We start from the raw sequence: 25,370 nt of genomic DNA, 5'->3' as shown, positions 1-25,370 counted from the left end.
ATCCACCCCATCAGCTTCCCGAGCACGTGCATGGGCCGGATGGGAAATGTTTAATACCAGAGAAGTGGCCAGCATGAGGGGTTAGCCATGCCCATGTGCTTCCAGCCCGCAGGACAACTTCCTCAAATCACCCGTTTAAAAGCCAATATTCTTATAACTATCAAGGCTGAGCATGAAAGTAGAAGAGATTTATCGACGGGACCTGAACCTGTTGGTCGCATTGCAGGTTCTGGTGGAGGAGCGCAGTGTCAGTCGGGCTGCCGCTCGGTTGAACCTGAGCCAGTCCGCCATGAGCCGGATTCTGGGGCGATTACGCTGCCTGCTGTCGGACCCGCTGTTTACACGCCAGGGGCAGTATCTGGTTCCCACCGAGAAGGCCTTGTTAATGAATATGGCGCTGGACGAGCCTCTTGGGTCGCTCAGGCAGCTATTGTCTCCCATCGAGTTTGATCCCGGGTCCTGTGACCAGAATTTCACGATCGTCACGACCGATTATGCAATGCAAACCATCCTGCCCTTTGCCTTGCCCCGTATATATCAGGAGGCGCCCAACGTCGCGCTGGAGTTTCTGCCCTTGCAGGATGAGCATTTAAAAGAACAACTGACCTATGGCCGGGCTGATCTGGCCATTTGCCGCCCGATTCATTCCATTGAACCATTGCAATACGAAACCCTGGGCCGTGTTGGCGTGTCGTGTCTGGTATCCAGACAACACCCGTTGGCGGACAAGGACATGTGTCTGGACGATTATCTGAATTTCCCGCATGCCATGATCGCCATCAGTGATGGGGTTAAATCCCTCATCGAACAGGCGCTGGAAGACAGGCCCAGACGGCGCATGGTGCTGCGGGCCTATCATCTGGAAGCGGCACTGGCGATTGTTGATACGATGCCACTGATCATCACGGTGCCTGCGGATCTGGCCTATCTGGTGTCAGAGCGTCATGACCTGGTGGCGAAACCCCTGCCCTTTCATTTCACACCGTTTGATTATTCCATGATCTGGCACCCTCGCTGTGAACACTCGCCTTCACAGGAGTGGTTGAGAAATATCGTCAAGGAAGAGTGTGGCAGGCTTATCGCCAGCCGTGTCGTGGAAATGGGGCTGGATGCAGATGCTGATAGCATGGTGCTGCCTGATCCCTTGCCCACCGGCATGAAACCGTAACCTTCGTTCTGGCTATCCTGCTGATTCAAAGGCCCTTTTTTAAAGGGCCAGGGGCCCGCCGCAAGGCCGATGTGGTGTATGTACAATCTGCATGGATCACTTCACTTTTTATCATTTGAGTCACTCCCCGATACTCTTTACGCTTCGCGTGAAGCTCGTCGTTAAGCGCATATACGCACCTTTTTCAGCGCACTTCCCGCCCGGGTTGCTGACGTTGTTATCCATTTTGCGGCTGTTATTGGTTTTTCCATGATTTACCAGGGTCAACGGAAAAAGTGGCAGCGCACGCCATTAAAAGTGGTGAACAAAAACAATAGGCGTAAACGAAAGGCACTCCCATCACTGAACATATAACAAGAGCAACTTATGACTATTTTCCGGTTTCCACTCCTGGTCTGGCTCGGTATAGGGATTCTGATTACCAGCCTGGGGATCAGACAGTCCTTTGGCATTTTCATGACGCCCATTTCCGACTACTTCCATACGGGGCGTGAGTTCTTCAGCTTTGCCATCGCATTGCAGAACCTGTTGTTCGGGGCATTCCAGCCGTTTGTCGGCATGGCCGCTGACCGCTGGGGGCCAAAGCGCATCATCGTTGCAGGCGCCATCGCGTACGCCTTGGGTCTGTACCTGACCTCAATTACCACCGAACCCACCATGATGTTCCTGTCACTGGGTGTGCTTGTCGGCTTTGGGTTGAGTGCCACCAGCTACGTGATCGTTCTGGGTGCCGTTGCGAAAGTAGTGCCTGCACAACACGCGGCCAAGGCCTTTGGCCTGACCACGGCAGCAGGCTCCTTTGGCATGTTTGCAATGATTCCGGGGGCACAGACGCTGCTGAGTATTTCCGACTGGCAGGGTGCCATGCAGATATTCGCTGTCATGTGCAGTTTCATGGTGCTGTTTGCATTTTTCATCAAGACGGCAAAACAGGACACGCACAGCGCACATCCCCTACAGGAAGACCTGCAGACCCTGAAAGGCGCCCTGAAGGAAGCCTTCTCACACAGGGGCTACTGGTTGATTCATATCGGCTTCTTTGTGTGTGGTTTTCATGTGATGTTCATCGCCACTCATCTTCCCAGTTATCTGGCGGACAAGCACATCTCGGCCTCAACGGCGGCCATGGCGCTGGCCTACGTGGGCATATTCAACATCGGTGGTTCGTACTTCTGGGGCGCCATGGCAGACCGCTATAGCAAACGTTATGTGATGTCTGCGCTGTACCTGGTACGTACGGCCGTGATCAGTGCGTTTGTGGTACTGCCCACCACCGACATGACGGCGGTCATCTTTGGCGCGGCCATCGGGTTCTGCTGGCTGGGCACCGTGCCCATTACATCCGGGCTGGTTCGTCAGATCTTTGGCGCTCGTTATCTATCGACACTCTACGGGCTGGTGTTTTTCTCCCACCAGCTGGGCAGCTTTCTGGGCGCATGGGCCGGTGGCTTCATCTACGACTACTACGGGTCCTATGATCCGATCTGGTGGTCAGCGATCACGCTGGCGTTCATTTCGGCATTGATTCATCTTCCGATCAATGACAGGCCGGTGCCCCGCCTGAGCATGGCAACCGCGTAACGTCTCGGGGCGTCTGACACAGGATGTCAGGCGCCTGCTTTCCTTATGCCTATCCGTCACCCTCAGCAAGCTGGCGCAGATACGGCCCACTCACCTCACCTCTTGCGCATTGCCCCACTTACCCGGCGCCAGCATATCTCGCCCGACACGCATGCCTCTCTCGGTTACACTAGCGTGACCGCCTGAAGGGTGAGGTTTTCTCACCACGTTTCACCCAGCCCCTTTCAAACCTGTGATGCATGACATGTCCATTTCCAATCGCGCTTCAAGGCTGAGCCTGCCTCAGATCAATCCCGGTGTGTCGACGGTGCTTGAGTATCTGCTGCTCAGGTTTCCAGCCATCGGTGAGGCGACGTGGCGAGAGCGCATGGCCACCGGCAAGGTACATCTCGATGACGGCGCCTTGATTACACCGGCATCGCCCTTCAAGCCACAACTTCGCGTGTTCTATTACCGCGAAGTGGCCAGCGAGCCGAGCATTCCCTTCGCAGAGCAGATTGTCTATCGCGATGAGCACATTCTGGTGGCCTACAAACCGCACTTTCTGCCCGTCATGCCCGGCGGGCGCTACGTAACCGAGTGCCTGCAACAGCGTCTGCGCAACAGTACGGGAATCGAGGCGCTTCAGGCAGTGCATCGTCTGGATCGAGTGACGGCAGGGCTGGTGCTTTGTTCGCTGAATCCCGAGACCCGCGGGCTGTATCATCAGCTCTTCAAGTCACGACGTATTCACAAGACCTATCAGGCCATCGCCGAGGTAGAAGGCCATGAGTCATGGGTGGGTCGAGAGTGGGACGTGAAAAATCGCATCGAGAAAAACGAGCAGCGCTTTCGCATGCGGGTCAGTGAAGGTGACGCCAACAGCCACTCGGTGATTCGCTGCGTGCAGCAAACCGACACGCAGGCACTGTTCGAACTGCATCCCGTCAGCGGGCGCCGCCACCAGCTGCGCGTGCACATGCAGTCACTCGGCTGGCCGATCCTGAATGACCGCTACTATCCGGTACTGCAGCCGCTCTCGCCGGATGACTACACGCGCCCCTTGCAGTTGCTCTCCAAGGGCCTAGAGTTCATTGACCCCGTGACAAGTGAACCCAGGCGCATTGAATACGATGGTGACCTGGAGTTTAACTAGCGTGGCGTCCTAGTCGACCGTTTCTTAGGGTCAAGGCACGCCTTCACCATCATCTTCTGTTAGGTGCATTAATCGCGCTGGCGCTACTGCTGAGGGTTGATTGCTGGCCGACTTCAATGCCTACCGCGCCTTGGAGCGCTGCAGGCTGGCCACTGCAGGTACCGCAGGATAATGAAATGATGAAAGGCTGCGAAGCCCGGACCAACGGTAACTTGGGGGTTGCACTGAACGAATAGGCGCTTTGTTTGAGAAGCACTATAGTGACTTCGCTTTGAGCGGCCAACTGTAAGACGAATATCGTCATATCACACACAGTATGACCGTTTCCAGCCAAAACAAGGAAATGCAACCGCTCCTTGCAAATCATTTAGCAAGCTAACTATTTAGCACTTCACCATAAGCAGCTAAAAGTTCATTTTCTACATCTACCAACGGGACAATAACCTTGTATGGCAAACCAGCTTTATCGCAAACACTTTCCAAAAATTTATAAAACTCCTTAAAAAAAGATGTTTGCGCCGTTAGTGGATCGGCAGAAGAGTACAGCATTGAAATCAAGATAGACTTCCCAAAATCCCGCTCAGGAATATTAGAAAAAACATGTTTATACGGTGATTGACTACTTCCAACTACAGTCTTAAGGCTTTGCAATTCTTTTCTACTACGAGCCTCCCCCGAACTAACAACCCAACTAGCTAATTCGTCAGACTCGCGATCCAGCATTTTATATATATCAGCTTTTTCCACAAAGCCTCCAAGAGATTTTTTAAAAAAGACCACTAAGAGTAATGCACCATTAACCAATCGCTTACAGATAAGCCGATAATATCATCTGACTTAGATAGTGACAACAAATCATTTCTATCGCCTTGCTTAAAAGACTGGAATGCTTTAAACATACTTTTAAGCGATGGACTGGTCACATCGTCATAACTTCTATTATTAATAGCACTACATCCCTCAACCAGATCCTGATAAACTGAAAACCCCGACCTGCATTTCAAATCATCAACATTTTCATAAAAACCATAATCTATAATTCTCTTAACTGACTCCATGTCCGTTTTATAAAGATGGAGAGAGTCTGATACATGACGCTGAACACCAAGAGGAACATTAAGTGCTTCAGCAACGTAGAACTGAATAAACTGAAAAATAAAAAGGTTGTAAGGCACCCCTTTATAAATGTCATTAGATCTATTAAAAACTGTCATGTCTAGCTTGCCATTACGAAGTTTTAGCAATACCGATAAGTTACAAGGAATGTCTTTGCTTGAGGAGGCAGCTTTAAGGTCCACAGGAGAATAAAGAGAAACAACGACTCTCCTAGAATCTGGTGTCTTTTTCAATTCCTCAATAGCCGAAACAAGCTGATCAAAACCAAAGCTATGTTTGATTCTATAACCATAGGCCCCGTTTAACTTCATACCATCATCAGAATATGCTCCGTATCCATCTAAATAATACCTCAGAATATCCAACTCATCACGGCCATCTATAACCCAAGCAGCCTCTGCAAACAAAAAAAACGGGTTCAGACCACGTCCCTGAAGCAGTGGAAAATTAATAACATTAGAATCTAGCTCAAAACAAACTGGACCCAGATCAAAAACATCACCAATCCTTGATGATGATATTACCTGAGACTTAAAGGAATCCTCTAAAGCCATTTTGTATAATTTTTCGACACTTTCTCCAGAATAAATTTTCAACTCAAACCTCCAAATCGAAGTTTATTCTTTTCAAGTTTATTTAAAAACCCACTTTCTAGATCAACATCAAATTGATTGGCAATCTTTATTAAATAAATAAATACATCCACAAGCTCTTCATCCAACTCCCCTTTGACTGTATCAATAGAAAAATCACCCCTGACAACTTTCTTTACAATGTTACTAAACTCCCCTAACTCACCTAACATACAAACTATAAGATGCTCGAGCTCTTGAATATTATCTTCGCCGATTTTATAATAAAATGGTCGACTTCCTATTGAGACACTCTTATCAAAAGCCTCTTGAAATTCACAGACCTCTTTTAAAGTAATAGTCAAAATTCAAGCTCCTCTGCTAACTGGCTCAGCTTTTTAGAAAGAACAGAAGAGAGCCTTTCAAGCTCTTGATCATGGGACTGACGCTCCCGCATCTTCGCCACTTCTTTGCTTAAAGCTATAGACTCTGAAAGGAGACTAATAATATATTCTCTTTTTTTTAAAGCAATATCTCTCTTATGAATGCATGCGAGTAATTCTTCTAGGGACTTTGACTCAACAACCGAGTGAGCATTAGATTTTTCCCGAATCATCATCCCTAGCTCTTTACGAGAATTTTCAAGTAATGACAATATATCCAGCGTGTCTAACTGATCCAGTTTAGGCCTAACCAAAGGAATAAAACCCACAGTATGGTGAGCCCTACAGCCCAATATAAGAATCTTAACACTATTAAAAACTAAAGTGTGAGAGTATATTTTTTTTATATTCTGCCTAATTTCCTCAAGATTAATCCTAAAAAAACTACTTATCTCTAAAGCCCTGAAATATACAGTACAGTACAAGCATGAATCTCTCAACACTGCTTGAAACACCATAAATGATGGTATCGGGTTGTCTCCAGAACCTTCAATATCATTTTGATTTATCAAGGAATAGAGTGCCCTATTACTTGTAGGCTTCCTTTTCAACTCTTCTGCAATATAATCTACTCCCTCTTTAGCATATTGCCCATGATTAAAGTAAAGATGATCGGGGCACTCTTTAGCACCCCAGTTTCTGGCTTGCTCTTGAACATCGAGTAATGGCTTTGAAAGCAGATCCGAAATATCTATACGGCAAGCAACTATATAATTATTTATACTTTCTCCAGGAGGCACATCCTTCAACGCTTTTTTAGCCACTTCTTCAAGGCTTACTATTTTTTGATATTTCATATGTTACAAAGCTCCCAAAACTTTATTCACAATATCGCAATGAATATCACTTACCGGGCTGTTAGCATCAACCTTAAGGAGTTCCCCATCATAATTATCAAAAATATTTAAATAATTATTTCTTACTTTTTCCAGCTTTTCTTTATTCTCGTATTCATCAACCACAGCACGAGAGCTCATCCGCTCAACTGAGACATTCACCTCATTGTCCATATAAACAACCAAGTCTGGATTTGGAAATCTCGAATTAAGTTCTTTTACAAACTCATATTCTTCTTTAGAAGAGCAGTGATATGCAAATGAAGAGAAAAAGTATCTAGAACTAATCACAACTACTCCATCCTCAACTAACCCAACCACACCATCTAAGGAGTTATATAGGTGGTCATGCCTATCCGCTGCAAACAAATACGCCATTTGCTCATCAAACAAATCTGATTGCTCTAAGAAAGGATTTTTACCTTTTGAAAAAGCTGTCCTGCCACTCATCCCATGCCTTATCAAGGTTCCTATAGGCCCAGCAGATGGTTCAGCTGTTAAATGGCAGCGAATACCCTTGCTTGTAAGGTAGTCATATAACAGCTTTGATTGCGTTGAAGTACCTGAACCATCGATTCCTTCAAAAACTACGAAAAAACCTTTCATTAAACTAACTCCTTAATACCTACCGAACCTTTCAAAGTTTCAAAGACAAATGCTTTTCTCCGTAATGTATTATCTTCATACAGAGAGTAGTAATTAAACGCATTCATATGACCAGCTTGGAGATAATTACCACTTCTGACAGAAAAAACTTGCGCTCCGTTATTTCCAATAGTGAATTCTTGATCTGCATGCTGATGCCCATGAATAACAGTTGAAATACCATTAGAAACAATCCACTGAACTAAGTCATACGAGTTTCGTATCGTAGACGTATCGTCATGAAATTGGTTTAATATATTATGATGCAATACCAATATTTTGACCTTTCCATCAAAACAGCCCTTTACATCCTTCCTTAAGATATTATTATCTACCAAACCATAACGATGATTAAGATGATAGACTGTATTAATAACAAAAAAAACAACGCTATCGAACTCAACAACTTTTAGACCTGGCGTTGAGAAGCAAAGATTTTCATCACGTCTTATCGAATACATAAAAGCATCAAAATCACGAAAGCCATTTGATGAAATATCATGATTGCCTGGACAAGCAATTATATTCCCTCGTTGTAAACAGCTGTTTTCAAATAACACTTTAAAAAATTCTTTGGCTTGTTCATACCCCTCACAGCGGCCTCTAAAAGTAATATCACCACTTACTACTAATTTTAAATCATCATCTCTATTATTTATAAAATCAGATAGACTATGGGCAACTTCCCTAGGATTAAAAGTTGCTTCCGGGTTGCCAAAGTGAACATCAGAAAGATGAATAATACTCATAATTTATTAATCCACTAAAATTTTCACTATTACAACACAAAGCCCGCATCTCTGCGGGCTTTGTGTACTGCTTATTAAAAAAATAAGTTATCTATAAAGACGCTTCACTCCCACTCAATCGTCGCGGGCGGCTTGCTGCTGACATCATAAGTCACCCGCGAGACACCACTGATCTCGTTGATGATGCGGTTGGAGACCTTCTCGAGCAGCTCATACGGCAGGTGTGCCCAACGGGCCGTCATGAAGTCGATGGTTTCAACCGCACGAATGGCGATAACCCATTCGTAGCGGCGGCCGTCGCCGACCACACCGACGGATTTCACCGGCAGGAACACGGCAAACGCCTGGCTGGTCTTGTGGTACCAGTCGAAGTTGTGCAGCTCTTCGATGAAGATAGCGTCGGCTTCGCGCAGGATGTCGGCGTATTCCTTTTTGACCTCACCGAGGATGCGCACGCCCAGGCCCGGCCCGGGGAACGGGTGACGGTACACCATGTCATAGGGCAGGCCGAGTTCGAGGCCGAGCTTGCGTACTTCGTCCTTGAACAGTTCGCGCAGCGGTTCGACCAGCTTGAGCTTCATGGTCTCGGGCAGGCCGCCGACGTTGTGATGCGACTTGATCACGTGGGCCTTGCCGGTCTTGCTGGCCGCGGATTCGATCACGTCCGGGTAGATGGTTCCCTGGGCGAGGAAATCAACGCCGTCGATCTTCGCCGCTTCCCGGTCGAACACGTCGATGAAGGTGTTGCCGATGATCTTGCGCTTGGCTTCCGGGTCATTGACGCCGACCAGTTTGCCGAGGAATTCGTCTTCCGCGTCCACGCGGATGACCTTCACCCCCATGTGGCTAGCGAAGGTTTCCATCACCTGGTCGCCTTCCTGCTTGCGCAGCAGGCCGTTATCGACGAACACGCAGGTCAGCTGGTCACCAATCGCCTGGTGCAAGAGCGCCGCGACCACCGAGGAATCCACGCCACCGGAGAGGCCCAGCAGCACGTGCCGGTCACCGACCTGCTCCTTCACCCGTACGGTAAGGTCTTCAATGATCTGGGCCGGGGTCCAGAGCCGTTCTGCCTTGCAGATCTCCAGCACGAAACGCTCCAGAATGCGCTGGCCCTGCAGGGTATGGGTCACTTCCGGATGGAACTGAACGCCGTAGAACTGCTTTTCAGGCCAGCTCATGGCAGCAATCGGGCAGCTCGAGGTGGAGGCCGTGACGGTAAAGCTATCCGGCGCGCGGGAGACCTTGTCGCCATGGCTCATCCATACATCCAGCAAGGCGCCGCCATCACTGCCCACATGATCCTTGATACCGCCCAGCAGGTCGTCTTCCGCGCTGACATTGATCTGCGCGTAGCCGAATTCACGCTTGTTGGAACCTTCGGTGGCACCACCAAGCTGTTCGGCCATGGTCTGCATGCCGTAGCAGATGCCGAAGACCGGCAGGCCGAGTTCGAACACGCACTCGGGGGCGCGGGGGGAACCCAGCTCGGAAACGGATTCCGGCCCGCCGGAGAGGATGATGCCGTTGGGGTTGTAGGCGCGAATCTCGTCTTCGGTAATGTCGAAGGCGCGAATTTCGGAGTACACGCCCAGCTCGCGCACACGGCGTGCGATCAGCTGGGTGTACTGGGAACCGAAATCAAGAATCAGGATCTTGTGGGAGTGAATGTCTGTCATATGTGTAGGCCACTGCGTTGTGGGGCCGCCTGGGGCGTCCGCCGTGTTCGGAAACACAAGAGGGAAGCATGTCCTGAAAGCGGGCTTTCAGTGGACACCTTCCCTCTCGATTCAGGAAATACCTGCCTTAACGACCGCGGTAGTTAGGCGCTTCCTTGGTAATTTGTACGTCGTGTACATGGGATTCAGCGAAACCGGCACCGGTGATCTTCACGAACTGGGGCACGGTACGCATGGTGTCCATATCCGCACTGCCGGTGTAGCCCATGGAAGCACGCAGGCCGCCCATCAACTGGTGCACGATGGCGCTCATCATGCCCTTGTAGGGGACACGGCCTTCAATGCCTTCCGGCACGAGCTTCTCGACACCTTCTTCCTTGCTCTGGAAGTAGCGGTCGCTGGAACCCTGGGTCTGGGACATGGCGCCCATGGAGCCCATGCCGCGATAGGCCTTGTAGGTACGGCCCTGGAAGAGCTCGACTTCGCCCGGCGCTTCTTCGGTACCGGCCAGCAGGCCGCCAATCATGACGCAGTTGGCACCGGCCACGATCGCCTTGGCAATGTCACCGGAAAAGCGAATGCCGCCATCGGCAATCACCGGCACACCGTAGGGCTCAAGCGCTTCACAGACGTCGGAAACCGCTGAAATCTGCGGTACGCCCACGCCGGCCACGATGCGGGTGGTGCAGATGGAACCGGGGCCAATGCCGACCTTCACGCCATCCGCACCGGCTTCAGCCAGATCACGAGCAGCAGCGGCAGTGGCGATGTTACCGCCAATCACCTGGACCTGCGGGAAGTTTTCCTTGACCCACTTGACCCGATCAAGCACGCCCTGGGAGTGACCGTGCGCGGTATCTACCACGATCACATCCACGCCGGCGTCAGCCAGAGCAGCAACGCGGTCCGGGGTTTCCGGGCCGGTACCGACAGCAGCGCCGACCAGCAGACGGCCGTCGCTGTCCTTGGCGGCGTTCGGATAGGTACGGGCCTTTTCAATGTCACGTACGGTGACCAGACCACGCAGGTGGAAGCTTTCATTGACGATCAGGATCTTCTCGATCCGATGTTCCTGCAGCTTCTGCTTGATGACATCCAGGGAAGTGCCTTCCTGAACCGTCACCAGCTTCTCGCGCGGGGTCATGATGTTCTCGACCTGGTCGCCCTTGTTGGGCTGGAAGCGCATGTCGCGGCCGGTCACGATACCGACAAGGCTTTCGCCTTCAACCACGGGAAAACCGGAATAGCCGTGTTCCTCGGCCAGAGCAAGCAGATCCTGCAGGCGGGCCTTCGGGCTGACCGTTACCGGATCCTTGACGATGACACTTTCGTGTTTCTTGACCTTCTTGACTTCCGCAGCCTGCAGAGCAATCGACATGCTCTTGTGGATAATACCGATGCCGCCTTCCTGGGCCATGGCAATCGCCAGGCGGGCTTCGGTCACGGTATCCATCGCGGAGGACAGCAGGGGGATGTTCAGTTCGATCGTACGCGTCAGGCGGGATTTCAGGCTAACGTCCTTGGGGAGAACGCTGGAATAGCCGGGAACGAGTAATACGTCGTCGAACGTAAGAGCTTCTTGCGCTATACGTAACATGTCGGACACGCCCAATGGTCAGGTTAGAGATGCGGCGGGGAAAGTTAATCGCGCATTGTAAACCCTCGGCTGGCCGCGCACAATCGTACCCCCTTCCGGATGACGCGAACCGATTATATTCATGCCGCTAGCCACCGACCCCGTCACGCCCGCCCTGAGCGTACGCGATCTCAATCGCCAGGCCCGCCAGTTGCTGGACCGCCACTTTGATCTGGTCTGGGTCGAAGGCGAGCTGTCCAATGTGTCCCGCCCAGCCTCCGGTCATGTCTATTTTACCCTGAAGGATGACCACACTCAGGTGCGGTGTGCCCTCTTTCGCAATCGAGCGGCATTTGTTCGCGCTCCGATGACCCACGGCGATGCCGTACGGGTACAGGCGCGCGTCTCCCTGTTCGAACCCCGGGGGGATTACCAGCTGATTGTGGAAGCGGTGCAGCGCGCCGGCGAAGGGGCACTGCTGGCTGCACTGGAAGCCCTCAAGCAGAAGCTGCGCGATGAAGGTGTGTTTGATAATGCACGCCCCTTGCCCTGCCCCCCGGCCCACCTGGGCATCATTACCTCGGCCACCGGCGCAGCGCTACAGGATGTGCTGGCCGTACTGCGCGCGCGCTGGCCGTTTACGCCGGTATCGGTATTTCCGGTGCCGGTACAGGGCCAGGACGCCGCGCCCGCCATGATCCGGGCGCTGTCACTGGCGGCCCGTGACGGGCGTTGTGACGCGTTGCTGCTGACGCGGGGTGGTGGCAGTCTGGAAGACCTGTGGGCCTTCAATGATGAGCAGCTTGCCCGTGCCATTCATGCGAGCCCGGTGCCGGTCATGAGCGCCGTCGGCCATGAAGTGGATACCACCCTTGCCGACTTCGCCGCGGATGCCCGTGCGCCGACGCCCTCGGCCGCCGCGGAGCAATTGACACCGGACGCGGCTGCGATCAGACAGCAGCTGGCTGCGCTGGCAAGGCGGCTGGTACGGGCCATGGAGCACACTCTCAACGAATATGGCCAGCGCCTTGATCGGGCGCGTCTGGGGCTGCGCCACCCCGGCGATCGGCTCGCACAGGACAGGCGTCAGCTTTCACAGCTGGAAGCGCGCATGCAGCGCGCAATACATCAGCAGCAACGCGACGCCAGACGCACCCTCGACACGCTTGATACCCGTCTGACGCGTCAGCCACCATCCCGTCAGCTCGAGCAGGCGCGCGCCCTGACCCAACGGCTGAGCGGAGCACTGCACGAAGCGATGAACCGCACCCTGCAGCAGGAAACGACCCGGCTGGATGTCGCCGCACGGCAACTGAACGCCGTCAGCCCACTGGCAACCCTGTCCCGCGGGTATGCCATTACCGAAAACGAGCAGGGCCACATCATCCGTCAGGCACAGGAAACAACGCCCGGGGAAATGATTACGGTGAGACTGGGAGAGGGACGCCTGCGCGCCGAGGTAAAGCGACGCTACAAGCGCTAGTGCGACAAGCACCGAACGCCACGGGGCATGGCGCTCGGTGCAGTAGGCGTCGGGTCAGGAAGCCTTGAACCGGGCGACTTCAAGATCATGGCGCGCCAGCAGCTTGTAAAAATCGGTCCGGTTGCGCCCGGCAATACGGGCTGCCTGGGTCACGTTACCATCGGTCATCTTCAGCACCTTGATCAGATAACTGCGCTCGAACCCGGCGCGGGCATCGTTGAACGAGGGCAGCACGGATTCATCCGACGCCAAAGCCTGCGACACCAGCCCCTGGGAGATGATCGGTGACGTGGACAGCGCCACGCACTGCTCTACCACGTTGACCAGCTGCCTCACGTTGCCCGGCCAGCCATAGCCGACCAGCAGCGACAGCGCCTCGGGCGAGAACCCCTTCACACTGGACTGGTTACGAGCGCTGACCTGATGCACCAGATGCTTGGCCAGCAGCGGAATATCCTCGGCTCGTTCGCTGAGCGACGGCAACCGCAGGTTGACAACATTGAGCCGGTAATAAAGGTCTTCACGGAAATCACCGCTTTCCATGGCCTTGTTCACGTCCCGATGCGTGGCCGACAGGATACGCACATCGACCGGGATCGAGCGGGTACTGCCCAGCGGGCGAACGTGGCGCTCCTGCAGCACCCGCAGCAGCTTGACCTGTAGCGCCAGTGGCATATCACCGATTTCATCCAGAAACAGGGTTCCACCATCTGCCGCCTGAAACAGACCTTCGTGCGCGTGCATCGCGCCGGTAAAGGCGCCCCTGGCGTGGCCAAACAGCTCGCTTTCCAGCAGCTGTTCCGGCAAGGCGCCGCAGTTGATGGCAATGAAGGGACGATTGCCTCGGCTGCTGGCACGGTGAATGGCATTGGCCATCAGTTCCTTGCCGCTGCCGGAGGGGCCGGTAATCAGCACGCTGACATCGCTGACGGCAACCATCCGGGCCTGATCAAGCACCTGTTCCATTACAGCACTGCGGGTGACAATCTCATCACGCCAGGCATCGTCATTGCCGGCAGATGCCGGCGTCTGACGCAGCGCATCATCCACGGCAGCAAACAGCTCGTCCTTGTCGATCGGCTTGGTCAGAAAGCTGAAAACGCCCTGCTGCGTGGCACTGACAGCATCGGGAATGGACCCGTGTGCGGTCAGGATAATGACGGGCAGGCCTGGATGGCGCGACTGTACCTCACGGAAGAGCTCCATGCCGTCCATTTCATCCATGCGAAGGTCCGACAGTACCAGATCAGGCCGTTCGGACTGGATGTGCGCCAGGGCTTCGCGACCACTTTCAACCGTGGTAACCCTATATCCTCGGCTCTCGAGCCTCATGCTCAGTAGCCTTAACAGGCTGGCATCGTCATCGACCAGTAATAGGTGTGCCTTTCCTGCACTCACGGCTCATGCTCCTTGCATTCACCACCGCTCAGGGTGAACGGCGGCGTGCATTCATGCTTTCTTCAATCGCGGTCAGGGCGTCCAGCTTGCGGGTCAGTTCGGCATTCTTGTCCGCCAGTTGCTGTATCCGCGGATCCCTGGTGGGGGTGGCACTCGACACCAGTGTCTTGCGGTATTCAAGTTCATCAAGCCAGTAATGCAGCAGGGGCTGAAGTGGCACCGGTGCCTTGTCGAGCTCGGTTCGATACAGCGCAGTTGCCTGCTTCCACTCCGCCCGGGTGCCCCAGGACAGTACCACAGCCCGCGCGAGGCGGTCTTGTGGAGTATCGTCCCCGGTTTGTTTCAGGATGTCACGGCGCCACTCATCATTGCCGTGCTGAGCCCTGATGCCAAACGCGATCCAGTTCGGCAGCAGGCACTCCCCTTCAATCAGTACAGGGGGCCCGGAAAAGAAGCAGTTGCTGGCACCGGTGCCTGTCAGATTCTGATTATGGCCAGTGATCATCTGACAGCCGGACAACATCAGGCTGACAGCAAGGCCGCATATAATATGTTCAAGTTTCATGGCCCATCATTTCCTTTATTCATCAGGCACGCTCAAGCTCGGCCTGATCAGTATGCCCACTACCGTTATCGTCCAGCCAGGGAAGGATCAGTCGAAAACAGACAGTCGCCTCTCCATCATCATCTTCCACAAGCGCCAGGCTGCCGTCCTGAGCGGCGGCACTTTCAGCCGCGACCGACAACCCGATGCCCGAGCCCTTGAGTGGCCCCTTGCGCTTCGACGATCCCTGATAGAAGGGCTCGAACAGGTGGTCCCTGTCCTTTTCGGCGATCGGCTCGCCGGTGTTGGCCACCTCGATATACAGCATCTCATCGTGCACAAAGGCACGAACCCAGAGTTTACCGCCATCTTCCCCATAGGCCACGGCATTGGAGACCAGATTGTCCACGATGCGCATGGTGCGGGTGCGATCCGCTTGCCAGGCCAGCCGATATTTCGACCAGCTCACCACCATCTGCTTGTTATCAAGCCCCAGGTGGTGCTTGTTCAGTACGTCCTGCACCATGGCAGCCACGTCAAAGCGTTTGACCTGCAATTTGCGATTATGCTGCAGCAGGTTGTAATCCAGAAGTTGCTCGATCAACGTCTGCAGCTCCTGGCTGCTGTCATCCAGCAGCAGCACGATTTCCTTCTGACGCGGGCTTAATTCGCCGACGATGCCATCGGCAAGAAGCCCTGCTCCCTCCCGGATACTGGCCAGCGGCGTTTTAAGCTCATGAGACATGTGCCGGAGAAACTGCTGTTTCTGGGCTTCAAGCTCTTCAAGCCGATTGGACAGCCAGTTCAGGCGCTCGCCCAGATTGATCAGCTCGGATGGCCCCTGCAACCGCGGCGGCTCCTTCTGCCGGTCGCCGCTGCCAATGCCAAGAATACGTTTTTCAAGCTGTTTTATCGGTCGAATAATCAGCCAGGTGAAAAACAGGATCAGCGCCAGACTGACCGGCACCAGAATGCTTGCCTGCAGCCACAGCGTGTTCTTGACCTCACGGGCACGGGCACGAATGCTGTCAATACGGGCATCGACCACGTCCCGGGTCTGATCGAGCAGTTTGTCGGTGTCTCTGGCAAAGGGCTGGAAGTCATCCAGTCGGTTCTTGATATCGGCAAGCGATGCATCCGGAATATTTCGCAGCGCATCCAGCTGCTGATTGAGCACATCGATGACGGGGTCATTGTCGAGCAGGCTGGCCTGCTGGTCCAGCAGCTCCTTGTAACGGGCGGCGCGCTCACGATAAATGTTCATCAGGCCCGGGTCCTCCAGTACGGCGTACTGGCGTGCACTCCGCTCCATTTCAACCGACAGGGTTGTCAGGGTGCGGGCACGTCGGGTCTGATCAACCGCCTGGCGCGCACTGACATCAGCCAGCTCGGAGAGCTCGGAGAGCGTCTGGCCTGCCTGAAAGATAAGCACGCCCATGGGCAGCATGACCATTAAAAAGGCAAGCAGCACCAATTGAGGAAGGGATCGCGGGCGCCAGTGGCGAGAGGCCTTGTTAGCCATAGTGTCTAAAACTCACACGGATTAACGGGTAAAACCCTTTACAGATCCTAACATGATAAATGCAGTGGGTAACGAAACAAACACACCCCTTTCACTATGGCCACTGAAGATATAAGCACACCGACATAAAAAAGCCGACACATGATGTGTCGGCTCAAGGTACGCAGGGAACTGAAGGGTAAAAGGGAATATGGTCGGGGGCTTGCCTGACCTGCACTGATCCCGGCACATTCCAGTGGCCCGAAGGCCATTAAAGTCCTCGACGACACTGATTCAGGAGTGCCCCCTGTGCCAGTACGGCACCGACTTTAAACGTGATATCCAGCCCGCAACGGCTCGATATATTAAATGGGTCTCTCCCATCCATGGGAGAGTCGGCATCCTTGCCGCGAGCGTGAAGCTCATGACACCTTATCCATGCTTTCGCGGTGTCTTGTCTTATCGCAACCTAAGCACAATGGGGTGCGCCCGAAGCATACGTAGATCATGCCACTTGCCTCAGGCAGAAAACGATGTTCGCTTTCCTGCTGCACTGCACATTAGTAGCGAAATGCATGCCATTATAAAAAATAATACTTAATATCAATAACTTGAAAAAAATTAACCAGAATACATTCAACGCACCCGGGAAAAACGGAATGATTTTAACTGCACCGTCAATCAAGATGTCTCCAAACGCAGACACATGAAGCCTTCAATAACAACAAGTTATTTAAAATCATAAACTTACACTGTCTCCTTTTGATCACACCATGTGCTGCGGGTGTCGTTATTTTCCAACGCGCGCAAAAAAGCCGCCCGGAAGGCGGCTCGGAAAGGGCATTATGGCGCACCTACAGGGGCTTGATCAGCACCCGTGAGTTTCGGGTCGGGTTATAACGCTGTCTGCGGGCCTCGGGCAGTCGCTCTACCGGCACCGTTTCGAAGCCTCGCTCAAAAAACCAGTGGGCCGTATGTGTAGTCAGGGCATAAAGCTCCCTGATGCCCTGCCGGCGGGCGCGCTGCTCGATCGCCTGCAATAGAACATCTCCACGCTCGCCGCCTCGGTAACTGCCGTGAACCACGACACAGGCAAGCTCGGCCATGTCCGTCCCGTGATCCACGTGCAACGCCGCACAACCGATGATCATGCCGTCACGCTCGATGACAAGATAGTCACCCATGTCATGCTCAAGGCGTTCACGGGAGCGCGCCACCAGCACGCCCTGCTCTTCCAGCGGCTTGAGCAGAGCCAACAATCCCCCGACATCCCGCAGCTCGGCGTCACGAAGCTGCTCGTAACGATCTCGAGTAATCATGGTGCCAACACCATCCCGGGTGAACAGCTCTCCCAGCAGGGCATCATGATCACGCCAGGAAATCAGGTGGGTACGCGCCACCCCCTGGCGGGCTGCCTCACAAGCCACCCCCAGATGCCGGCGCAACTCACCGGGCAATGCATCGGACTGAGCCATGAAACGCTCGGCATCGGCCGGCGTGAGCTGGCGCAGAAGCCCGGATGAGGGGTCAGTAAATCCGCTACTGTCACCGATCAGAATCAGCTTGTCGGCCTTCAGCGCCGTAGCAGCGTGCAGGGCAATGGCAGAGGCACTGACATCAAACACTTCGCCGGTGCTGGAGTAGCCGATCGGGGGCAACACCACGATATGTCGTTGATCCAGCAGCGAGGTAATCGCCTCGGCGCGCACCCGCCGCACTTCTCCCTCGTGGAGATAATCGATGCCGTCACGAATACCGAAGGGGCGGGCCATGACAATGTTGCCACTGACGGCCGTAATGTCGGCCCCATACATGGGCGTATTGGGCAATCCCAGGGACAGCTGGGCTTCAAGTCCCAGCCGCATGTGCATCGCCTCACGCTCAATGATGTGCATGGTAGCGTCGTCCACTACACGCGGGATATCACTCACCGGTGGCTGATGCCCTGCCCGGGCAAGGGCCTGGTCGACCTGCGGGCGGATGCCGAAAACAAGTACCACCCGTACTCCCAGAATATGCAGCAGGGTAACGTCCTGAATCAGTGACTCGCGTCGTCGTGCTTCAAGCGCCTGCCCTTCCACCAGAATGACGAAGGTTCGCCCGCGATGAGCATTGATGTAGGGAGAACTGCTGCGAAACCATTCCGCAAAGGGAAACGACGTATCCAACGAGGCCACTCCTGTCTGAGGAAAATCGGAAATTCAGGCTTCACTATATCAACCGCGACAGATGCCGACATCCGGCCTCGTTGAGCGGGCATAAAAAAAGCGCGACCTGAAGGTCGCGCCCCTGGCAGTGAACGACCTGGTACTCAGCCGAACATGCCCTTGAACATGAAGAAGAAGATAATCGACAGGAACGCGCCGGCAGGCAGGGTCACAAGCCAGGACACGACGATGGTTCCCAGAACACGCAGGTTGAGCGCATGCATCCCCCGCGCAAGCCCCACACCCAGAACCGCGCCCACCAGCGTATGCGTGGTCGAGATCGGCAGACCGATGCCCGAGGCAATCACGACCGTACTGGCAGCAGCGAGCGTAGCCGCAAAACCGCGGCTGGGCGTCAGCTCGGTAATACCGGTACCCACTGTCGCAATTACCTTGTGCCCCAGCGTGACCAGACCTGCCACGATCCCTGCACCACCCAGCAACAGGATCCACCAGGGCATGGTAGATGCCTGCCCCAGATGCCCCTGCGTCTGAACAATGCCGACCACTGCTGCCAGCGGGCCTACCGCGTTGGCAACGTCGTTGGATCCGTGGGCAAAGGCCATGGCACAGGCCGTGAACATCATCAACACGCCGAAGATGCGCTCGACACTGGCAAAACTGAAGTTGTCACCTGCGCGGCTTTCACGGCCGATGCGACGCTCGAGCAGGATGCCGAACAGCATGATGATCGCGCCGACACCTATGGAGAGGCCGGCACTGTCCAGAAAGGACAGATGCAGGCCAATGTGCTTGAGTCCCTTGAGCAGGGTTACCATCGAAATAATGAACCCGACAAGGAACATGTAGCCAGGCACGTACCGCTTGGCCGCTGCAAAGGGATCACTGTTTTCAAAGATCAGCCGCTGAACCGAACGGAACAGCAGGTAAGCCAGCAGACCGGCCAGCAGCGGCGACGTCAGCCAGCTGGATACGATCTGACCCAGCGTGCCCCACTCGATGCTTTCAGGGCCGAGCCCGACAAGGCCGAACCCCACGATTGCCCCGACAATCGAGTGCGTCGTCGACACGGGCCAGCCCTTGGCGGAGGCAATCATCAACCAGATGCCGGCCGACAACAGGGAAGCCAGCATGCCATAGGCAAGATACTGAGGCGTCTGCTGCAGCAGGGCAGGATCAATGATCCCCTTTCGGATGGTGGCGGTTACTTCCCCCCCCGCAAGCCAGGCCCCCAGAAACTCGAACACGATCGCGATCAGGATCGCCTGCTTGACCGTGATGGCCTTGGAACCGACGGAGGTGCCCATGGCGTTGGCAACATCGTTGGCACCAACCCCCCAGGCCATGAAAAAACCGAACACACAGGCAAGAACTATAAAAAGTTCGCCGTATTGGGCAATAATGGTCATAAGCGTTCAGACAACTTCACTTGAGTGCGTGACAACTCGTCTACCGCCCTGATCGGGCGATTGATATTAACGAGCGAGCAGAATTTGTAGACGAGCACCGACACGCTCGGCGCAATCGGATACTTCACCAATCCAGTCAATGATTTGATACAGGAAGATGACTTCAACCGGCGGCAGGGTACTTTCCAGCGCAAACAGGGCGCGACGAATCGCCACCTGTTGATCATCGGCCTGATGTTCCAGCTCGTGAAGCTCCGTGATAAAGCCTTCCATGACACCATACACGTTGCTTCCAAAACCGGATTCGATCACATCATCAAGCTCATGCAGCGCCTTGCGCGCCTGATGCACGGTGTCCACGGCGGTCTTGATGTAATCGTGCATCGGCTTTTCAAGTTCCGCCGGCACGTGCATCCTGCGACCCAGCATGATCCCGGCTATATCCTTGATCTTGTTGGCGATCTTGTCCTGGACACTGATCAGCTCCAGCAGATCCGACCGTGATACGGGCAGAAACAGCGTATTGGGCAGATTAAGACGCAACCGTGTCTTGAGGTCATCAGCCTGGTGCTCGCACTCGCTGATCTGATTGCGCACCACCGCTGCCTGCTCCCAGTCGTCTTTCAATGTGGCATTGAAAAACGTGATCAGCAGGTCAGCGCTTTCTGTTGTCTTGACGATATGCTCAAGCAGCGGCTGAAAGGGCGACCGCCCGAACAGCGCCGAAAATGGGTTATGACTTACCATGGGTAATCAACATCACGTTGGGAATGGCGTGGTCAGTATATAAACTGCGCCCCCACTCGTCATCGAAAATTAACATTCATTCTCCAAATGATCAGGACGGCATCATGGCGACAGAAACGGAACTCAAGCTTCAATGCACTCCGGAAGGCCTTGAGCAGCTACTGCAGCACCCTCGCCTCACCGGTATTGCGCCTCGCCGGCAGTGGCTGCGCAACACGTATTACGATACGCCGGAGCAGGCCCTTCAGCAGGCACGCATGGCGCTTAGACTGCGTCGCACGGAATGCGGCGTAGTGCAGACGCTGAAAACGGCCGGAGAGGAACACGGAGGGCTGAGCCGACGTGGCGAATGGGAGTGGGCGCTGGATGAGGAACAGCCTGATACCGACGCACTAAGTGACGTCGGCCTGAGCGGGCTGACACCGGACCTGCTCGACCGGCTTGAACCGGCCTTTACCACGGACTTTCACCGGACGACCTGGCACGTCACATTCGACGATATCGATATCGAACTTGCCTTTGATCAGGGAACGATACAGGCCGGCGGCAATGCCACCGATATCTGTGAAATCGAACTTGAGCTCAAGACAGGCCATAGCGCACGTCAGGGAGAGCAGGCGCTGCTCGGGCTGGCCAGAACCCTGACAGACACCCTCGCCTGCCGACCGGCAAATGCCAGCAAGGCTGCCAGAGCTGCCCGCCTGGCCAAACGGCAATGGCCACAGGCAGAACCGGACGCCACGGCTCATGCACGACTTGATGCCGTGATTGCCGGTCTGGATGCCTATGCTGACAGCGGGGAGCAACGCCACTATGACGCCGCCTGTCAGGCAGCCAGGGCACTGGCGGATGACAGCGATCCTGCCATTGCCGTCCCAGCCGAATCGCTGACTCTGGCACTGACCGAAGGACAGTGGCTTTCCACTACCGCCTCAGGGCCGGCCCTTGCACTGATCGAGCGGTTATACATGGGGTAGACAAGCGCCCTCTCAGGCCTTCATGACCGGGAACAGGGAAAGTTCTTCGATCACACGGCCAACCGGCAGGGGGCGAGCATAAATAAATCCCTGAATACTGTCGCCGCCGAGGGCACGCACCGTGCGAAGTACCGGGAAGTCTTCAACGCCTTCAACCACGACCCGGTACCCAAGACGCTTGCACAGCTCGATCATGGACACCAGTACATGCCTCTTGCGGGCATCGGATTCGATATGCATCACCAGACATCGATCGAGCTTGACGGTATCCAGGGGCAAGTCACAGAGCTGTGCCAGCGAGGAATAGCCGGTCCCGAAATCATCCAGCGCAATGCTGATGCCCCGCGCCCGCAATGCCTCAAGGGTCAATCGTGCTGTCTGAGGCTCTGCCAGCACGGAAGATTCGGTCACCTCGACCTGCAGACGGGTCGGCGCAACATGTCGCCTGGCAAGGGCTGACATCAGCCACTCCACCAGCGTAGCGTCCAGCAGCTGCTTGCTCGACAGGTTCACATTGACGGTAAATTCCGACCCATACACGGTATTGAAACGAGGGTCTGCAAGCACATCGATGGCCTGCTCTAGCAGGTGGCGACTCAGGGGATGAATCAGCGCGGTGCGCTCGGCCACCTCGATAAAATACTCCGGCCCGATAATGCCGAACTCGGTCTGAAGCCGCATCAGGGCTTCAAAGCCAACGATTCGCCCGCCTTCGCTCAAGCTGACAATGGGCTGCAGAAAGCAACGCACCCCATTGTGCGCCAGCGCTTCGCGAATCATCTGCTCGCCCGCGCCGGCATGGCGGGTCAGCTCCGCCAATGCATCCGTATAAAAGCATCGAGAGCCCACCCCAGTACGGACGGCGTGCTGAAGGGCCAGCCGTGCCTGCATCAGCAGCTGCGGTACATTGGTGACCTGCCCCGGATGAAATTCCACGATGCCCATGGCATGGGAAAGCCAGACACCGGTTTCATCAAAGATCACCGGCTCGGACAACACGGCTTCAAGCCGGTCCATGATATCCGACAGCGTGGCGCGGCTATCTGCCTCGACCACCAGACCGAACTGATAGTTCGGCAGCGCCACCAGCGATGTATCCGGCGGCAGCCTGCAGCGCATTACCCGACTGAGACGCCTCAGCCCGCCCTCGATATGGTGCGGCGGAAAGGCATCCAGCACGTCCTCGGCATTGCTCAGCGCCAGCTTGATCAGATAAAGCGGCTGTTCGCTGTTGCTGCGACAGATATCGTCCAGATGCTGGTTAAGCAGCTCCGCATTGCCCAGTCCCGTCGCTCGATCACAAAACCGCTGGTCGGTGATATCGGTCTGTGTACCCACCAGCCAGCGCCCACGCCCCGAGGTCTGCCCATCGCTTACTCCTCGGCAGGCCATCATGCGCCAGGTACCAAAGGCGTCCTTGATCCTGTATTCCACGGCCAGACTGCTGTCAATGCTGTTCAGATAACGCTCGACCGCTTCGCGGAGCATGGCCTGGTCATCAGGATGAACTCGATCAAGCCATACCGATGAAGGCAGGGGCCCGTGTTCTTCCTTGAGCCCCAGCATGCTGAACCAGCGTGAGGAAAGGCACAGCTGATCGGTATCCAGCCGCCACTCCCAGATGCCATCCGTGGTGCCATCCAGCACTCCACCCAACAGCAGGGTGTGCTCACTGAAACACCCTCCGGACAGGGCCCCAAAAGGCATTGGCGAGGGCGTGACCTGAGGATAAAGCGCATTGCACAGTACAGCCAGACGCGCAACGCGCTCGCTCTCGGCACGCTGGCCATCCAGCGTCAGGTCGTTGGTACCCACCCTGTTTCTGACCCATGCATCCAGCGTACCAATGGCCTGATCCAGGATCTCGATCTCCCGGCTTTTTTCTTCACCATTACTTTCGGGGGTGCACATATCAGCCATTGCGTTATGTTCCCTGCCTGCAAGGAGTGAGTTGTTCTATACTGCCCATCGCCAGGGCAGGGTTCAAAACGACCCGCCAACGGCCCTGCCCCGGCCCCCCTGGTGTACCGATTCGATTATCAGGGAGAAACGCGTGTCCCATTCATCCCCCTTCAGCCCGGGCGAAAAAGGCCTGCGTCTCAGGACGTTTCAGATCATTTTTGAATCCGACACCCGGTCGGGAAAAGTCTTCGATATCGTGTTGATCAGCGTCATCATTTTAAGCGTGTCGATTGTCTTTCTTGATAGCGTGCCCCACCTCAATGCCCAATATGGCGAATGGTTCAGTATCGCCGAATGGGTATTTACCCTGATCTTTACCGTGGAATACGCGCTGCGCATCTGGTGTCTGGACCGCCCGTGGCGCTACATGCGCAGTTTCTACGGCATCATCGATCTCGTCACCATCATGCCAAGCTGGCTGAGCCTCGTGATTCCGGGCGCCCAGACCATGCTGGTCATACGCATCATGCGGGTATTGCGCCTGTTTCGTGTACTGCGCCTGATGGAATTCGTCGGTGAAGGTCGCATGCTGGTACAGGCCCTTAACCGCAGCCGTCGCAAGATTCTGCTTTTCCTTACGGCAGTGTTATCAATTATTACAGTGTTCGGTTCACTTATTTATTTGATCGAGCCGCCCGAAGCAGGTTTTACCAGCATCCCCAAGGCGCTTTACTGGGCCATCGTTACCCTGACAACGGTCGGCTATGGCGACATTGCCCCCATCACACCGGTGGGTCAGTTCATTTCATCGATCATGATGATTCTGGGATATTCGATCCTGGCCGTGCCTACCGGAGTATTTTCCGCCGAAGTCATCCGCGCCATGCGCACCGAGCAGGAATCCGAAGAAGCCTGCCCGGGCTGCGGCCGTGAAGGGCATGACAAGGATGCCCACTACTGCAAGGACTGCGGCACCTGGCTTGATGAGGAGACCGAAGATCCCCGTCTCAAGGAGGATAACGTCGACCAGGACAAATAAATACTTTATTAATCTTAACTAATAGAAAAGTATAAACCTGGCCGAAACGTGCATGTCATATAAAGGGAGTGATATCACCGCGCCCTTCTCGCACGATCACCGGCGGCAGATCGCGCAGATCAATCACACTGGTTGGCTCCAGATGGCAGGCACCACCATCGATGATCGCATCAAGATGGGCTCCGAACTGCTCACGGATATCCTCGGCGTCCGTCATTGGCAGGGTCTCGCCCACGGGAATCAGCGTCACGCTCATGAGCGGGCCCCCAAGGGCCTGCAGCAGGGCATGGGTAATGATATGTTCCGGAACGCGGACACCAATGGAGCGACGCTTGGGGTGAAGCAGCAGTCGCGGCACATCGTTGGTCGCATCGAGGATGAAGGTATAGGCCCCGGGCGTATGCGCCTTGAGCAGCCTGAACACACTGTTGTCTACCTTGGCGTAGGTACCAATCTCTGACAGGTCAGAGCAAACCAGCGTAAAATTGTGACGATCATCCAGCTGACGCAGCCATTTGATCTTTTCGATCGCTTTCTTCTCGCCCAGCGAACATCCCAGCGCATAGCCCGAATCGGTGGGATAGGCAATCACACCGCCCTTGCGAACAATATCAATGGCCTGCTGAATCAGGCGGGGCTGGGGATTATCCGGATGCAGACTCAAGAACTGGCTCATGAAAACTCCCTGCGCCATGGCGCGTA

At 54.7% G+C, this 25,370-nt stretch carries 22 protein-coding genes; 6 read left to right on the top strand and 16 right to left on the bottom strand.

Annotated features, from left to right (window positions below; translation table 11 throughout):
• Positions 1-172 precede the first annotated feature (172 nt).
• From OQ287_RS00620 to OQ287_RS00610, 3 genes are all read left to right on the top strand, one after another.
• Positions 173-1,168, top strand: coding sequence for a LysR family transcriptional regulator (locus OQ287_RS00620; RefSeq protein ID WP_250935926.1), 996 nt, complete (start codon positions 173-175; stop codon positions 1,166-1,168).
• A 366-nt stretch (positions 1,169-1,534) separates the two neighbouring features.
• Positions 1,535-2,749 carry an MFS transporter gene (locus OQ287_RS00615; RefSeq protein WP_265895230.1) on the top strand — a complete coding sequence of 405 codons (1,215 nt, stop codon included), beginning with the start codon at positions 1,535-1,537 and terminating at the stop codon, positions 2,747-2,749.
• Positions 2,750-2,993: 244 nt separating this feature from the next.
• The gene (locus OQ287_RS00610) at positions 2,994-3,884 is read left to right on the top strand and encodes a pseudouridine synthase (protein ID WP_265895228.1); all 891 of its coding nucleotides are present in this window, start codon (positions 2,994-2,996) and stop codon (positions 3,882-3,884) included.
• Between the two features lie 375 nt (positions 3,885-4,259).
• On the opposite strand, the gene OQ287_RS00605 is transcribed toward OQ287_RS00610, so the two are convergent.
• The 8 genes from OQ287_RS00605 to guaB all read right to left on the bottom strand — a co-directional run bounded on the left by OQ287_RS00605 (position 4,260) and on the right by guaB (position 11,521).
• Complete coding sequence (locus tag OQ287_RS00605; protein WP_265895227.1) at positions 4,260-4,631, bottom strand: hypothetical protein; 372 nt, start codon at positions 4,629-4,631, stop codon at positions 4,260-4,262.
• A 32-nt stretch (positions 4,632-4,663) separates the two neighbouring features.
• Positions 4,664-5,596, bottom strand: coding sequence for a thymidylate synthase (locus OQ287_RS00600; protein WP_265895226.1), 933 nt, complete (start codon positions 5,594-5,596; stop codon positions 4,664-4,666).
• Positions 5,593-5,937, bottom strand: coding sequence for a MazG nucleotide pyrophosphohydrolase domain-containing protein (locus tag OQ287_RS00595; RefSeq protein ID WP_265895225.1), 345 nt, complete (start codon positions 5,935-5,937; stop codon positions 5,593-5,595). Before OQ287_RS00595 ends, OQ287_RS00600 begins: the two co-directional genes overlap by 4 nt.
• Positions 5,934-6,812, bottom strand: coding sequence for a hypothetical protein (locus OQ287_RS00590; protein WP_265895224.1), 879 nt, complete (start codon positions 6,810-6,812; stop codon positions 5,934-5,936). Before OQ287_RS00590 ends, OQ287_RS00595 begins: the two co-directional genes overlap by 4 nt.
• Positions 6,813-6,815: 3 nt before the next feature.
• A complete protein-coding gene (tmk, locus tag OQ287_RS00585; protein WP_265895223.1) occupies positions 6,816-7,457 on the bottom strand; it encodes a dTMP kinase in 642 nt (213 codons plus the stop codon).
• Positions 7,457-8,245: a metallophosphoesterase family protein gene (locus OQ287_RS00580; protein WP_265895222.1), complete on the bottom strand. Its 789-nt coding sequence runs from the start codon at positions 8,243-8,245 to the stop codon at positions 7,457-7,459. The genes tmk and OQ287_RS00580 overlap by 1 nt, the downstream gene beginning before the upstream one ends.
• A 104-nt stretch (positions 8,246-8,349) precedes the next feature.
• Positions 8,350-9,924: a glutamine-hydrolyzing GMP synthase gene (gene guaA, locus OQ287_RS00575; protein WP_265895220.1), complete on the bottom strand. Its 1,575-nt coding sequence runs from the start codon at positions 9,922-9,924 to the stop codon at positions 8,350-8,352.
• A 127-nt stretch (positions 9,925-10,051) separates the two neighbouring features.
• Positions 10,052-11,521, bottom strand: coding sequence for an IMP dehydrogenase (gene guaB / locus OQ287_RS00570; protein WP_250935901.1), 1,470 nt, complete (start codon positions 11,519-11,521; stop codon positions 10,052-10,054).
• 121 nt (positions 11,522-11,642) lie between these two features.
• Here guaB and xseA point away from each other — a divergent pair, with 121 nt between their 5' ends.
• Positions 11,643-12,983, top strand: coding sequence for an exodeoxyribonuclease VII large subunit (gene xseA / locus OQ287_RS00565; RefSeq protein ID WP_265895218.1), 1,341 nt, complete (start codon positions 11,643-11,645; stop codon positions 12,981-12,983).
• Positions 12,984-13,037: 54 nt separating this feature from the next.
• On the opposite strand, the gene glrR is transcribed toward xseA, so the two are convergent.
• The 6 genes from glrR to OQ287_RS00535 form a co-directional block, all read right to left on the bottom strand.
• On the bottom strand, positions 13,038-14,381 hold the full coding sequence (glrR, locus tag OQ287_RS00560; protein WP_250935897.1) for a two-component system response regulator GlrR: 1,344 nt from the start codon (positions 14,379-14,381) through the stop codon (positions 13,038-13,040).
• A 28-nt stretch (positions 14,382-14,409) separates the two neighbouring features.
• Entirely contained in the window at positions 14,410-14,946 is a 537-nt protein-coding gene (locus tag OQ287_RS00555; RefSeq protein WP_250935895.1) for a hypothetical protein, read from the bottom strand.
• Between the two features lie 22 nt (positions 14,947-14,968).
• Positions 14,969-16,447, bottom strand: a complete 1,479-nt coding sequence (locus OQ287_RS00550) for a sensor histidine kinase (RefSeq protein ID WP_250935893.1) — start codon at positions 16,445-16,447, stop codon at positions 14,969-14,971.
• 833 nt (positions 16,448-17,280) lie between these two features.
• Positions 17,281-18,594 (bottom strand): amino-acid N-acetyltransferase, encoded by a 1,314-nt coding sequence (gene argA, locus OQ287_RS00545; RefSeq protein ID WP_265895216.1) that lies wholly within the window; start codon positions 18,592-18,594, stop codon positions 17,281-17,283.
• 143 nt (positions 18,595-18,737) lie between these two features.
• A complete protein-coding gene (locus OQ287_RS00540; RefSeq protein ID WP_250935889.1) occupies positions 18,738-20,003 on the bottom strand; it encodes an inorganic phosphate transporter in 1,266 nt (421 codons plus the stop codon).
• Positions 20,004-20,069: 66 nt separating this feature from the next.
• Positions 20,070-20,750 carry a TIGR00153 family protein gene (locus OQ287_RS00535; protein ID WP_250935888.1) on the bottom strand — a complete coding sequence of 227 codons (681 nt, stop codon included), beginning with the start codon at positions 20,748-20,750 and terminating at the stop codon, positions 20,070-20,072.
• A 104-nt stretch (positions 20,751-20,854) separates the two neighbouring features.
• Between OQ287_RS00535 and OQ287_RS00530 the strand changes: the two genes are divergently transcribed.
• Positions 20,855-21,727 (top strand): CYTH domain-containing protein, encoded by an 873-nt coding sequence (locus tag OQ287_RS00530; RefSeq protein WP_265895215.1) that lies wholly within the window; start codon positions 20,855-20,857, stop codon positions 21,725-21,727.
• Positions 21,728-21,739: 12 nt separating this feature from the next.
• Here the strand turns inward: OQ287_RS00530 and OQ287_RS00525 are convergent, their stop codons facing one another.
• Positions 21,740-23,647 carry a GGDEF domain-containing phosphodiesterase gene (locus tag OQ287_RS00525; RefSeq protein ID WP_265895214.1) on the bottom strand — a complete coding sequence of 636 codons (1,908 nt, stop codon included), beginning with the start codon at positions 23,645-23,647 and terminating at the stop codon, positions 21,740-21,742.
• A 133-nt stretch (positions 23,648-23,780) separates the two neighbouring features.
• Between OQ287_RS00525 and OQ287_RS00520 the strand changes: the two genes are divergently transcribed.
• Positions 23,781-24,668 carry an ion transporter gene (locus tag OQ287_RS00520; protein WP_265895213.1) on the top strand — a complete coding sequence of 296 codons (888 nt, stop codon included), beginning with the start codon at positions 23,781-23,783 and terminating at the stop codon, positions 24,666-24,668.
• Between the two features lie 55 nt (positions 24,669-24,723).
• Here OQ287_RS00520 and OQ287_RS00515 read toward each other — a convergent pair whose 3' ends face one another.
• Complete coding sequence (locus OQ287_RS00515; RefSeq protein ID WP_250935884.1) at positions 24,724-25,344, bottom strand: L-threonylcarbamoyladenylate synthase; 621 nt, start codon at positions 25,342-25,344, stop codon at positions 24,724-24,726.
• Positions 25,345-25,370: the final 26 nt, after the last annotated feature.

Source organism: Larsenimonas rhizosphaerae, from assembly GCF_026240105.1.
GTDB lineage: Bacteria > Pseudomonadota > Gammaproteobacteria > Pseudomonadales > Halomonadaceae > Larsenimonas > Larsenimonas rhizosphaerae.
This window is presented reverse-complemented; position numbering and strand designations above follow the sequence as displayed.